The organism is Pseudomonas sp. MAG733B (genome assembly GCF_036884845.1).
Classification (GTDB): domain Bacteria; phylum Pseudomonadota; class Gammaproteobacteria; order Pseudomonadales; family Pseudomonadaceae; genus Aquipseudomonas.
On sequence record NZ_CP145732.1, the window covers coordinates 3,998,309 to 4,010,559 of the forward strand.

Consider the following 12,251-nt stretch of genomic DNA (forward strand, 5'->3'; position numbering starts at 1 on the left):
TGCATCGATTATTGGAAAGCCATGTAAGGTCGCGTTGAACGTAAAGATCGAAGTTGTGAAAAGTCGTAACAAACTTGTACGTCAGCTCTGCAACAGATGTTCCAGCGTCTGTAGCGCGTGCTTGCAGTGCTCATGAACCGTAGGCGCCAACTGCTCAATGGCCGATTGATCGTTAATCAGCGCCGCTTCTTCCACTGATCTCAGCACGCCGGCCAAGGCACGGAAACCCAGTGAGTCGCAGCTCCCCGCCAAACGGTGGGCCAGGTGCGCGATTTCAGTGAAGTCGTCGGCTTCAATGGCTTCGTTCAAAGCCTCGCGATGCTGGACGATCGAATCGCGCAGCACCGCCAACAGCCCTTGAACCTTCTGCTCGCCGAGCAGATTGCGGTGGGTTTGCAGCAGCGGCCAGTCGATGGCGACGTCATCCTGCACCGGTTTTGGCGTTATCAATTGCCCGTTCAGCACCTTGCGCAGATTGTCCAGCTTCAGTGGCTTGGACAGCACGCCATCCATACCGGCATCCAGATAACCGCGTACCAGCGCCGGTTGCACACTGGCGGTCAGGGCGAAAATGCGTGCGGTGCGGTTCGGCCCGCCGAGGCTGCGGATCTGTTTGCACAACTCGACGCCGCTCATGCCCGGCAGATGCACGTCCAGCAGAATCAGATCGAATGTTTGCGCGGCGCACTGCACCAACGCCTGTTCGCCCTCCTCGGCCAGCCACACCTGATGGCCATCCCGTTGCAGCAAGCCCTTGACCACTTCGCGATTGAGCGCCACGTCTTCGACCACCAGCACCTTCAATGCCGGCCCGGCCACCGCCATCGGCACCTGCGCCGTCACGCCGGCAGCAGGCTGCAACGTCAGCTCGAACCAGAAACAACTGCCATGCGCGACTTCACTGGTGACCCCGATACTGCCGCCCATTTGCTCGACCAGGTGTTTGCAGATCGCCAGTCCCAACCCGGTGCCGCCAAAGCGCTGCGCCACTTCCTCGCTGGCCTGGGTAAAGCGCTCGAAAATCTTCGCCTGCATCTGCGGCGCAATGCCAATGCCGTTGTCGGTGACGCTCACCCGCAGGCGATCGCCGCTACCCCCTTCGGGCTGCGTAAGCAGCGCCACGTCGACACTGACCTCGCCGCCCTCGGTGAACTTGATGGCATTGGCCAACAGGTTGCTCAAAACCTGTCGTAAGAATTGCTCGGCACCGTGGTGATGTTCGGCCACCCGCTGATCGACCCGGCAATGCAGGATCGTGTCGTTGTTCAGCGCCTTGGGTTCCAGCAGGGTCAGCACTTCGTCGAGCAACTGACGAATCGAGAAGTCCACCGGCTCGGGCAGGCTCACGCCCTCCTCCAGTTTGGCGAAAAACAGCACTTCATTGAGGATGGTCAGCAAACCCTCGCCCGCCTTGTGCAAGGCATCCAGGCGTTTGCTGTCCTGCTGATCCAGGCTCGCGCCGCGCAGTAACTCGGCCATACCGAGGATGCCGTTGAGTGGCGTGCGTAGCTCGTGACTCATGGTCGCCAGGAAACGCGATTTGGCAAGGTTGGCCGCTTCGGCTTCGTCCTTGGCGCGCATCAGGCTGGCGGTGCGCCGCTCGACCATTTTCAGCAATTCATCACGGTTGTCCTGCAAAGCCAGGCGATCGCTTTCGCGGCGATCGATGTCATTGAGGATCGCCCGGCGCATGTCGTCCAGGGCGTAGGCCACGGTGTCGATCTCGTCTTTTTGTGCGCTGCGCTGCTTGTCGAGACGCAGCGGCTCGTGCCAATCACCGGCAGCAATACGCCGGGCAAATTCAGCCATGACTTTCAGGTGTCGGGTCACCAATCGATAAAACAACCCCGACAGCGCCACCGCCAGGCCACAGAGAAATACCGCCATCCACAACAGGCTGGTCAACCCTGTGGCATACAGGCGCTGATACACCGCGCCCAGATCGGTGCTGACTTCGAGTTTGCCGAGGTGACGCAACGGGCCGGATGGCGGCTGATAATCCAGGGCAAATCGCTCGATACGCAGTGGGCCGATCGGCTCAGGATTGCCGTGCTGCAAATCGAAATCGGGGCTGGTCAGGTGTACCCGCGCCACATCGGAAAAATCCACCAGACCGCGCAATTGCACGTTCAACTGCTCCTGGTTCAAATCCCACAGGCTGCGTTCCAGGCTCGCCAGGTAGCCGGCGCGGATCAGCTCCATGCGTGCGTCGATATCGCGCATTTCCCGGCGGTATTCGATGTACAGCTGCACGCTGCTGGCGAGTACGGTGAAGCACAGACTGAACAACAGAATGAACAGCAACAGCCGTCGCAACAGTCCACCGGGTCGGGCGCGGATCATTGCGCGTTCGCCGGCAGGTTGATCATGTCGCGGTAAGTCACTTCGCTTTCATTGAGCAGGCGTTCGATGTCACCGGCATCGACCATGCGCTGCAATTGCTCGTTGATCTGCGGCATGCGCGCGGCCAGTGGAGAACGACGGGAAACCGCGACCCGCAAGTAATCCACGCTCAAGGCCTTGGGCAAGGCCACGATGTCTTGGGCACCGGGCAGGTTCTGCACGTAGAGCTCACCGGTGCGGCGCTCCTGGGTGATGAAATCGATGCGCCCGCGAATCAGCTTGCCGAAGTTCTGGCGGCTGTCGGAGACCCATTCGATGTTGTTGTTTTGCGCGACCATGCGATCGAATTCCACGCCATAGCTTTCACCGAACAGCAGGCCGCCACGGTAACGGGACAGATCTTCCAGCCGCTCGAATTTCACCGGATGCTGGCGATTGACGAACAACGCCACTTCTTCGCGCAACACTGGCACCGTGGAAAACAGCATGCTTTGTTCCCGTTGCGCGGTGCTGTAGGCCAGCACCACGTCGACCCGGCCCTCGGCGGCGTCAAGCAGGCAACGCTTCCAGTTGCCCAGCACCACGATCTCGACTTCGTAACCGAGTTGGCCGAACAGTTTTTTCACCACGCTCGGCGCCAGACCACGGACCTGTTTGCCGTCGCTCCAGGAAATCGGCGGATACACCGGGTAGTCGCAATAACGGACCTTTTCCGCCGCCTGCGCAGTGCCCGCCAACACCAACATAAACAAGAGCAACCACCTCACAGCTATCACGCCGCCAGGCTGGCAGTGAACAGGTAGCCGGCGCCGTGGATGGTGATGATCAGTTGCGGTTCGGCCGGGTCGTCGTGCAACTTGCGGCGCAAACGCCCGACCAGTACGTCGATGGAGCGGTCGTTGGGTACCCATTCGCGGTTGCGGATCTGGTCCATCAACTGGTCGCGGCTGAGGGTGTGGCCGCTGTTGCGCAGGAACACGCTGAGCAACTGGAATTCGCCGTGGGTCAGCAGGGTTTCGCTGCCTGAAGGATCGATCAGGCGTCGACGGTCGGTGTCCAGCGCCCAATCGGCGAACTGTTTGACGGGTTTGGAAACAGCCGCGACCGGTTGTGGAGTTTGCGCATGACGAACCCGGCGAATCAGGTTTTTCGCCCGCGACACCAGTTCACGCGGATTGAGCGGTTTGATCACGTAGTCATCGGCGCCGCATTCGAGGCCGACGATGCGGTCGATTTCATCGTTGCGCCCGGTGATCAGGATGATCCCGACTTCCGAACGCACCCGCAGTTCGCGGGTCAGGGTAAGGCCGTCCTTGCCCGGCAAGCGGATATCGAGCATGACCAGGTCAACGGCCTGGCTGGCCAGAAAGGCTTCGGCCAGCTCCGCCGTGGCGGCGCAATGAACGTCGTAGCCTTCCTGGGACAGGTAGGCGTGCAACAGTTCGCGAATCAGCGGATCGTCGTCGACGATCAGTACCCGAGGAGTCATTGCTGGGTGTCCCGCACAGGCCCGAAGGCGTATTTCTTATTAGAGTGTTTTGTTGCTTCAGCGCCAGAGAGTAGCCACTGTTGAACAGGTGATCAACAGCTACTCGTCTTCCCACAAAAGCGCTGCCGGCCACCAGCCTGCAAACCGTCGACCCAGGCTTCACAAATCTGCATGCCCTGCTCCGGGGTGAAAGTGCCTGGATTCAAACCCAACTCCAGCCAGAGGCCATCGAGCAAGGCACTGAGGCTGATCGCGGCGAGATCGGCGTCGAAGTTTTCCCAGCCTTCTTCCTGCGCCAGTTCCATCAATACCTTGCGCAGGATGGCGCGGTACTCGCCATAGGAATGATCGTGAGCCTGGTTGATCGCCTCGGCGGTTTTCACCGCGCCCCAGAACGCCAGCCAGGCGTCGATCAGTTGCGGGTCGAGCAATTCGGCGGAAAACGAACCACGGAAAAACGCTGACAAGCGCTCGCGGGCGTTGGGTGCAGCTTGCTCCATGGCGTCGCGCAACAGCGTCATGACGCGTCCGGTGATCGCCATGTAAGCCTCGGCCACCAACTCATCCTTTCCCGAATAGTGATGGCTGATCAGGCCAACCGAAACGCCCGCCTCGGCGGAAATCTTGCGAATCGAAGCGCCCTGGAAACCATGACGTTTGAGGCACACCAGCGTTGCCTCGATCAGATTGGCCTTGCGCAACTCCGGTTCCATGCGGGAAAAACGGGCTTCCTGATTCATGGCGACTGCTCCTGGATTCAATCATTAGGGCCCGCGCTGGCAAGCGACGAGCTGAACGACTGTACAGCAAGAGCAGGCAAAATCTCCAGTCAGTCTGGTAAACCGCGTCGCCTGCATCGCGGGCAAGCTTTGCTCCTACGGTTGAGTGGGCCGTCATGCGAACGCGCCCTTGTAGGAGCATGGCTTGCTCGCGAAGAGGCCAACCCATTCAATCTAGAATCCGGATCAATCCCGATACCCCGGAGCCACCCGATCCAACAACCGCAACAACGCCGCCCAAGCAAGTTGCATCGCATCCGGATCGCTCAACTCGCCTTCATCCAGCGGCCGCCCCGGATCATTGAACTGCCGTTCGGTATGCGCACAAATCTCAGCCGGTGGCAGAACGATCTCTCCCGCCGCCTGCGCAGCCAACTGAATTTCACAAGCCTTTTCCAGGTAATACATGCGCAAAAACGCCTGGCTCACGGTTTCGCCGACGGTCAACAAACCATGGTTGCGCAACATCAGCACCGATTTGTCGCCGAGGTCCTGCACCAGCCGTTGCTGCTCGCTCATGTCCAGCGCCACGCCTTCGTAGTCGTGGTAAGCGACCCGGCCGTAAAACTCCATGGAAATCTGGTTCACCGGCAGCAACCCGCACTTCAACGCCGCCACGGCGCAACCGGACTTGGTGTGGGTGTGCAGCACACATTGCGCGTCTTCGCGGGCGCCGTGAATGGCGCTGTGGATCACGAAACCCGCCGGGTTCACCGGGTACGGCGAAGGCTCGACGGCATGGCCATCGAGGTCGATTCTCACCAGATTCGACGCGGTAATCTCATCGAACATCAGCCCGTAGGGGTTGATCAAGAAGTGATGTTCCGGCCCCGGAATGCGCACCGAGATGTGGGTGAAGATCAGGTCGGTCATGCGGAAATGTGCAATCAAGCGATAACAGGCCGCCAGTTCTTCACGCAGACGCTGTTCGGTGGCGTTGCGCTCGGGGGCGGTCAGCGCTGTGGCAATTTTGTTCATTGTTCGGGCTCTCCAAGCTGTTCGGCTGGGCAGACAGTAAGACTGGACGCTTCGACACGTCCAGCCACCATCGCTATTTATTTGCTGGCCCAGGCGTTGAAGCGCTCTTCCAGTTCTTCGCCATGATCGACCCAGAAACCAACGTTCATCGACAACGCACCCTTGAGATTTTGCGGCGCCGTCGGCACCCATTGCGCCAGTTTGTCGTCCAGTCGCGCGGCGGCCTGGGTGTTGGTCGGGCCGTAAGGAATCTGCTCGACGTATTTGACCTGCGCATCCGGCTGGTTGGCGAAGGCAATGAAGCGCTGGGCCTGATCGACGTGCTTGGAGCCCTTGATGATCGCCCAATAGTCCATGCCATACAGGCTGCCCGGCCAGACCAGACCGAGGTGGCTGCCTTTTTGCGCCGCGTCGGCGATGCGACCGCTGTAGGTCGACGTCATCACCACGTCACCGGCGGTCAGCCATTGCGGCGGTTGTGCGCCGGCCTCCCACCACTGGATATACGGCTTGAGTTCAGTCAACTTGGCGAACGCGCGGTCCACGCCCTGCGGGGTGCCAAGCACCTTGTACACGTCCTCGACTTTTACCCCGTCTGCCAGCAAGGCGAATTCCAGGTTGTACACCGCACGCTTGCGCAACCCGCGTTTGCCGGGGGTTTTTTTGACGTCCCAGAAATCTGCCCACGATGTTGGCGCCTGGGCCAGTTTGTCGGTGTCGTAGGCAATCGCCACGCTCCACACCAGCGCAGCGGAACCGCATTCCTGTGCCGCGTCAGTGATCAACTGGTCAGCGTGGCCCAGGCGCGTCCAGTCGAGCCGCTCGTACATGCCCTCCTCGCAGCCGCGCATCAGGTCCGGGCCCTCGATCTGCACCACGTCCCAATCGACGTTGCCGGTGTCGACCATCACTTTGATCTTGGCCATTTCGCCGTTGTATTCGCTCTGGATCACTTTGCTTTGATCCACCGCAGCGAACGGCTGGAAGAACGCCACGTCCTGGGCTTTTTGTCCTGCGCCGCCGTAACCGACCACCACCATGTCCGATGCGGCTTGGGCGCTGCCCAGCCCCATCGCCAGGGTCAACACCAAAGGATAAAAACCGTGCTTGAGCGTTTGCGATTTCATCAGTGGTTCCTCTTGCAGGTGCCACCCGGTCACAGGCCGGTGCAGCCCTTTTTTATTGTTGTGAGGTTCGCCCCAGGAGCGGGCTCGAAACGAAATTACTGCAAGCCACAGTAAAAAAACAAGTTGATTTTTTACTACAGGTAAATTTCTATAGCGCAATAATAACAACGCCGAAAACCCGGCCTTTCGGCTTCAGCCTGCCTGGAGTATCCGCACCATGCCGACCACGACCCCAGCTTTTGCGCACCTGTTCGAACCCTTGCAGATCCGTGGCAAGCGCCTGAAAAACCGCATCATGTCCAGCGGTCACGACACGTCGATGCCCACTGACAATCTGGTCAACGAGCAACTGATCGCCTACCACCGGGCTCGTGCCGAAGGCGGTGTCGGGCTGATCGTGCTGCAAGTGGCCGGGGTGCATGACAGCGCGCGGTACACCTCCCATGTACTGATGGCCACCGACGATGAATGCATCGAGGGTTATCGCAAACTGGCGCAAACCTGCCATGCTCATGGCACCGTGGTGCTGTCGCAGGTGTTCCATCCGGGTCGGGAAATCATGGAGTCCAGCGATGGTCTGCTGGCCGTGGCTTATTCGGCATCGAATGTGCCCAACGAACGGTTTCGGGTGATGCCGCGGGCGCTGGATCAGGCGATGATCGACGAGATTGTCGCCGGTTATGCCGCTGCCGCCCGGCGCTTGCATCAGGCTGGCATCGACGGCGTCGAAGTGGTCGCCAGCCACGGTTATCTGCCGGCGCAATTCATCAACCCACGGGTCAACCGCCGCACCGATGGCTACAACGGTGAACTGGAACAGCGCCTGCGTTTCCTGCGCGAAGTGATCGCCGCCGTGCGTGCGGCGACCGACGAACAGTTCATCATCGGCCTGCGCATCTCCGCCGATGAACGCGACCCCGAAGGCCTGACCGAGGATGAATCCCTGGCCGCCGTGCAATCGCTGCAAGCACAACTCGATTACGTGCACATCGTCGCCGGCACTTCGGCCTCGTTGGGCGGCGCGGTGCACATCGTGCCGCCGATGGCGATAGAGGCGGCTTACCTGGCCAAGGAAGCCGGGACGTTCAAGGCGAGTCTGGACATTCCATTGTTCGTCACCGGGCGCATCAACCAGCCCCAGGAAGCCGAACTGATACTGGCCCGTGGGCAAGCCGATGTCTGCGGCATGACCCGCGCGCTGATCTGCGACCCGCAAATGCCCAACAAGACCGACACCGGCCGCGCTGAAGACGTGCGCGCCTGCATTGCCTGCAATCAGGCATGCATCGGCCACTTCCACAAAGGCCTGCCGATTTCCTGCATCCAGCACCCGGAAACCGGTCGCGAGTTGATTTTCGGCGAGCGGCAACCGGCCAAAACACGCAAACGCATCATGATTGCCGGCGGTGGCCCCGGCGGAATGAAAGCGGCCGCCGTCGCCGCCCAGCGCGGGCATGAGGTGACGCTGTACGAAGCCAGTTCGCAACTCGGTGGCCAGGTGTTGCTAGCGCAATTGCTGCCACGGCGCAGCGAGTTCGGCGGCGCCAGCACCAATCTGCAACGGGAGATGGAATTGGCCGGTGTGCGCGTGGTGCGCAATACCCGCGTCGACCGTGCCTTGGTGGAACAGGAAAAACCGGACATGGTGATCATCGCCACCGGCGCCGAACCGTACTGGCCGACATTCGAACGCGGTGGCGAATTGCAGGTGGTGGACGCCTGGCAGGTGTTGCGTGACGAGGTGCAGATCGGCCGTTCCGTGGTGGTGGTCGACTGGCGCTGCGACTGGATCGGCCCGGGCATCGCCGAGCGCCTGACTCGCGCCGGGCATCAGGTTCAATTGGCGGTCAACGGCACCCATTGCGGGGAAAACCTGCCGCTGTACGTGCGCGATCAACTGGCCGGCGAGTTGCACAAACTCGGGATCCCCATCACGCCATACGCACGCCTGTACGGTTGCGACGACAACACCGTGTACCTGCAACACACCGCCAGCGGTGAGCCGATGTTGATGGAAAACATCGATACGCTGGTGCTCTGTCAGGGCCATCAGCCGGTGGATACGCTGGGCGCCGAACTGCAAGGTCTGGTGGAATTCCGCCGCATCGGCGACTGCCTGGCGCCGCGTACGGCTGAAGAAGCGATTTATGAAGGCTTGAAAGTCGCGTGGGAGCTCTGAGGCTGTTTATACTCCGGGGCCTTAACGGCTAACACCGACCCTGTGGGAGCGGGCTTGCTCGCGAATGCGACGGATCAGTCGCCATTAATACTGGATGACTGACCGCTTTCGCGAGCAAGCCCGCTCCCACAGTGACTGCGTTCCCCTTCCCGGTTCGGAATTTTCCATGAGCAACAACAGCAAATCACAGCCCGCAACCGGCGCCGCCGAACCGCACTTCCTCGGCACGCGGATTCGCGGCCTGCGCAAACGCCGAGGCATGACCCTGGCGGAACTGGCGCAGCAAAGCGAACTCACCGCCGGCTACATCAGCCAACTTGAACGCAACCTCGCCTACCCGTCGATTCCCGCACTGTTCAACATCGCCCGCAGCCTCGGCGTAACGATCCAGTGGTTTTTCGCCAGTGAGGCCAATACGGCTCCTGAAGATGACGGCGTCGTGGTGCGCAAGAACAGCCGCTTGAGCGTGCATTACGAGGACGGCATCGTCGACCAGTTACTGACGCCGCAACCCAATCAACAACTGGAAATGCTTCACTCGCGTTTTCCGCCCGGCACCTACAGCCAGCAAAGCTACAGCCACGAAGGGGAAGAAGCCGGTTATCTGCTTTCCGGCAGTTTTGAGTTGTGGGTCGGCGAGCGTCATTTTCAGCTCAGCGAAGGCGACAGCTTCAGTTTCTCCAGCCAGGAGCCGCACCGTTACGGCAATCCCGGCGATGTCGATGCGGTGGTGATCTGGGTGATCACGCCGCCGACGTTCTAACGCCGCCGACCCACCAGCGCAGTGTTGCCCGCACGTTTCAAGGTGTCGCTCGGCAACTCCTTGAACAGTGCGCGATAACTGCTGGAAAACCGACCCAGATGCCAGAACGACCAATGCATCGCCACTTCGGCCACGGTGGTTTGCGTTGGCGTGCGGCTGAGCAGTTCGCGGCGGGCGCTGTTGAGTCGGCGCAAGCGCAACCATTGGGTCGGCGCCATGCCGGTGTAGGTCTTGAACGCATGCTGCAACTGGCGCAGTGAAACCCCGGCAACCAGGGACAATTCCAGCAGGTTGAGGTGTTCTTCCGGAGTGTCCGCCGCCCATTCCCCTACCCGCTTCATGATCGCCCGTTCCCCGGCCCGGCGCTGCAACGCACCTTGGTCGAGGCAGACACAGGCGTTATCGAGGATGAACAGGCAATCCTCCAGCAATTGCTGAGTGAGCGCTTCGCGCGTCGGTGGATCGAAGGTCTGGGACAACCGCGTCAGCGTGCCGCTGAGCCAACGGCAAAACAGCGCGTTCTGCTGTGAATTGAGCGGTGCCATGAACAACCCTTCCAGCCGAGCCACATCCAGGCTGTTGCGCTGGACGAATTCCGGCCCGAACACCACGGCGATTTCCTGATAGTTCTCCGGGGTGATCCAGATGTTGCGGCTTTCACCATTGAGCACGTAAAGCGCGTTGTCGCTGCGGTCGAAACAGAACGCCAGCGAACCCTCGGGCGCGCTGAAATTCTGCTCGACCCGGGTGTTCATGTGCTCTTCGTAAATCTCCACGCCCTGTAAATCCAGATAGCGCACGAGACCGGCGAAATGCCCCGGCGACATCTGTTGGTAATGCTGGGTCCAGCCCGGCGTGGCGCGGATTTGCTCGGCGACATCGGCGGTACTGAACGCTTGAACCTGTAGTGAATTACAGTTTGTCATGGGTGACCTTGCGCACTCTTTTGGTGCGCTTTGTGCTGCTTAAAGTGGATAGATGGAACCGCAAGGCTCGCCCAAGATAGACGGCAACGCGCTACAGGGGAAGTGTCCGGCGGATGAAACTGGCCTCTCCTGGCGTTAATAAAACCAATAACGAGGTCTTTATGAATGTCCCTTTCGATCAGCTGTTCACTTGGCTGAAAGATCACAAGATTACCGAAGTCGAGTGCGTCGTCAGCGATCTGACCGGCATTGCACGCGGCAAAATTGCACCGACCAACAAGTTCCTGCATGAGCGAGGCATGCGCCTGCCGGAAAGTGTCCTTCTGCAAACGGTAACCGGGGACTTTGTCGACGACGACATCTACTACGACCTGCTTGACCCGGCCGATATCGACATGGTCTGCAAGCCTGACGCCGATGCGGTCTACGTGGTGCCATGGGCCATCGAGCCGACCGCCATCGTGATCCACGACACCTTCGACAAGTTCGGCAACCCGATCGAATTGTCGCCGCGCAACGTGCTGAAGAAAGTCCTGCAGCTGTACACCGACAAAGGCTGGCGCCCAATCGTTGCGCCGGAAATGGAGTTCTACCTGACCCAGCGCTGCGAAGACCCGGACTTGCCGCTCAAGGCGCCGATGGGCCGTTCGGGCCGCGCCGAAAGCGGTCGTCAGTCGTTCTCCATCGATGCCGCCAACGAATTCGATCCGCTGTTCGAAGACGTCTACGATTGGTGCGAGCTGCAAGGCCTGGACCTCGACACGTTGATCCACGAAGACGGCCCGGCACAGATGGAAATCAATTTCCGTCACGGCAACGCGCTGGACCTGGCCGACCAGATCACCGTGTTCAAACGCACCATGCGTGAAGCCGCGCTCAAGCACAACGTGGCGGCGACCTTCATGGCCAAACCGGTCGGCGACGAGCCGGGCAGCGCCATGCACATTCACCAGAGCGTGGTGGACATCGCCACCGGCCAGCCGATCTTCGCCGACGCGAATGGCAACATGAGCGAGCTGTTCCTCCATCACATCGGTGGCTTGCAGAAGTACATCCCGAAAGTGCTGCCGATGTTCGCGCCCAACGTCAACTCGTTCCGCCGCTTCCTGCCGGACACCTCGGCACCGGTGAACGTCGAATGGGGTGAAGAAAACCGCACCGTCGGCCTGCGCGTACCGACCTCCAGCCCGGACGCCATGCGCGTGGAAAACCGCTTACCGGGTGCCGACGCCAACCCGTACCTGGCCATCGCCGCCAGTCTGTTGTGCGGCTACCTCGGCATGGTCGAGCGCATCGAACCGAGCGCCGCTGTCCAGGGCCGCGCCTATGAACGCCGCAACCTGCGCCTGCCGATCACCATCGAAGACGCCCTGACGCAGATGGAAGAAAGCGAAACCATTGGCCGTTATCTGGGTGACAAGTTCGTGCGCGGTTACGTCGCGGTCAAACGCGCCGAGCACGAGAACTTCAAGCGAGTGATCAGTTCGTGGGAGCGTGAGTTCTTGATGCTCAGCGTCTAAGGCTCGCGCTGTTGATCGTTCCCACGCTCTGCGTGGGAACGCAGCCCAGGACGCTCCGCGTCCCTTTTTCAAGCCGAACGCGGAGCGTCCGTTGAAGCATTCCCACGCAGAGCGTGGGAACGATCAACCTGAAGAACCCAATAATTC

At 60.5% G+C, this 12,251-nt stretch carries 10 protein-coding genes; 3 read left to right on the forward strand and 7 right to left on the reverse strand.

All coding sequences use genetic code 11. The annotated features are described in order from the left end of the window. Positions 1-81: 81 nt before the first annotated feature. The 6 genes from V6Z53_RS18320 to V6Z53_RS18345 all read right to left on the reverse strand — a co-directional run bounded on the left by V6Z53_RS18320 (position 82) and on the right by V6Z53_RS18345 (position 6,716). Positions 82-2,343, reverse strand: a complete 2,262-nt coding sequence (locus V6Z53_RS18320; protein WP_338581021.1) for an ATP-binding protein — start codon at positions 2,341-2,343, stop codon at positions 82-84. Beyond that, on the reverse strand, positions 2,340-3,089 hold the full coding sequence (locus V6Z53_RS18325) for a transporter substrate-binding domain-containing protein (RefSeq protein WP_338586516.1): 750 nt from the start codon (positions 3,087-3,089) through the stop codon (positions 2,340-2,342). Before V6Z53_RS18325 ends, V6Z53_RS18320 begins: the two co-directional genes overlap by 4 nt. 26 nt (positions 3,090-3,115) lie before the next feature. Continuing rightward, entirely contained in the window at positions 3,116-3,832 is a 717-nt protein-coding gene (locus V6Z53_RS18330; RefSeq protein WP_338581022.1) for a response regulator, read from the reverse strand. A gap of 92 nt (positions 3,833-3,924) precedes the next feature. Further along, on the reverse strand, positions 3,925-4,572 hold the full coding sequence (locus V6Z53_RS18335; protein ID WP_338581023.1) for a TetR family transcriptional regulator C-terminal domain-containing protein: 648 nt from the start codon (positions 4,570-4,572) through the stop codon (positions 3,925-3,927). A gap of 225 nt (positions 4,573-4,797) precedes the next feature. After that, positions 4,798-5,589, reverse strand: a complete 792-nt coding sequence (locus V6Z53_RS18340) for a class II aldolase/adducin family protein (protein ID WP_338581024.1) — start codon at positions 5,587-5,589, stop codon at positions 4,798-4,800. A 77-nt stretch (positions 5,590-5,666) separates the two neighbouring features. After that, positions 5,667-6,716: an ABC transporter substrate-binding protein gene (locus V6Z53_RS18345; protein WP_338581025.1), complete on the reverse strand. Its 1,050-nt coding sequence runs from the start codon at positions 6,714-6,716 to the stop codon at positions 5,667-5,669. Between the two features lie 217 nt (positions 6,717-6,933). Between V6Z53_RS18345 and V6Z53_RS18350 the strand changes: the two genes are divergently transcribed. Both V6Z53_RS18350 and V6Z53_RS18355 read left to right on the forward strand, forming a co-directional pair. Beyond that, positions 6,934-8,895 (forward strand): FAD-dependent oxidoreductase, encoded by a 1,962-nt coding sequence (locus V6Z53_RS18350; RefSeq protein ID WP_338581026.1) that lies wholly within the window; start codon positions 6,934-6,936, stop codon positions 8,893-8,895. Positions 8,896-9,061: 166 nt separating this feature from the next. Continuing rightward, entirely contained in the window at positions 9,062-9,658 is a 597-nt protein-coding gene (locus tag V6Z53_RS18355) for a cupin domain-containing protein (RefSeq protein WP_338581027.1), read from the forward strand. Here the strand turns inward: V6Z53_RS18355 and V6Z53_RS18360 are convergent. Continuing rightward, positions 9,655-10,584, reverse strand: coding sequence for a helix-turn-helix domain-containing protein (locus V6Z53_RS18360; protein ID WP_338581028.1), 930 nt, complete (start codon positions 10,582-10,584; stop codon positions 9,655-9,657). The two genes, V6Z53_RS18355 and V6Z53_RS18360, sit on opposite strands and share 4 nt — an antisense overlap. 161 nt (positions 10,585-10,745) lie before the next feature. Here V6Z53_RS18360 and V6Z53_RS18365 point away from each other — a divergent pair, with 161 nt between their 5' ends. Further along, complete coding sequence (locus tag V6Z53_RS18365; protein WP_338581029.1) at positions 10,746-12,104, forward strand: glutamine synthetase family protein; 1,359 nt, start codon at positions 10,746-10,748, stop codon at positions 12,102-12,104. Positions 12,105-12,251 lie beyond the last annotated feature (147 nt).

Bases quoted from the DNA above. Each gene is read 5' to 3' on its own strand.
- V6Z53_RS18320 (WP_338581021.1), bottom strand. From the start codon at position 2,343: ATGATCCGCGCCCGACCCGGTGGACTGTTGCGACGGCTGTTGCTGTTC.
- V6Z53_RS18325 (WP_338586516.1), bottom strand. From the start codon at position 3,089: ATGTTGGTGTTGGCGGGCACTGCGCAGGCGGCGGAAAAGGTCCGTTAT.
- V6Z53_RS18330 (WP_338581022.1), bottom strand. From the start codon at position 3,832: ATGACTCCTCGGGTACTGATCGTCGACGACGATCCGCTGATTCGCGAA.
- V6Z53_RS18335 (WP_338581023.1), bottom strand. From the start codon at position 4,572: ATGAATCAGGAAGCCCGTTTTTCCCGCATGGAACCGGAGTTGCGCAAG.
- V6Z53_RS18340 (WP_338581024.1), bottom strand. From the start codon at position 5,589: ATGAACAAAATTGCCACAGCGCTGACCGCCCCCGAGCGCAACGCCACC.
- V6Z53_RS18345 (WP_338581025.1), bottom strand. From the start codon at position 6,716: ATGAAATCGCAAACGCTCAAGCACGGTTTTTATCCTTTGGTGTTGACC.
- V6Z53_RS18350 (WP_338581026.1), top strand. From the start codon at position 6,934: ATGCCGACCACGACCCCAGCTTTTGCGCACCTGTTCGAACCCTTGCAG.
- V6Z53_RS18355 (WP_338581027.1), top strand. From the start codon at position 9,062: ATGAGCAACAACAGCAAATCACAGCCCGCAACCGGCGCCGCCGAACCG.
- V6Z53_RS18360 (WP_338581028.1), bottom strand. From the start codon at position 10,584: ATGACAAACTGTAATTCACTACAGGTTCAAGCGTTCAGTACCGCCGAT.
- V6Z53_RS18365 (WP_338581029.1), top strand. From the start codon at position 10,746: ATGAATGTCCCTTTCGATCAGCTGTTCACTTGGCTGAAAGATCACAAG.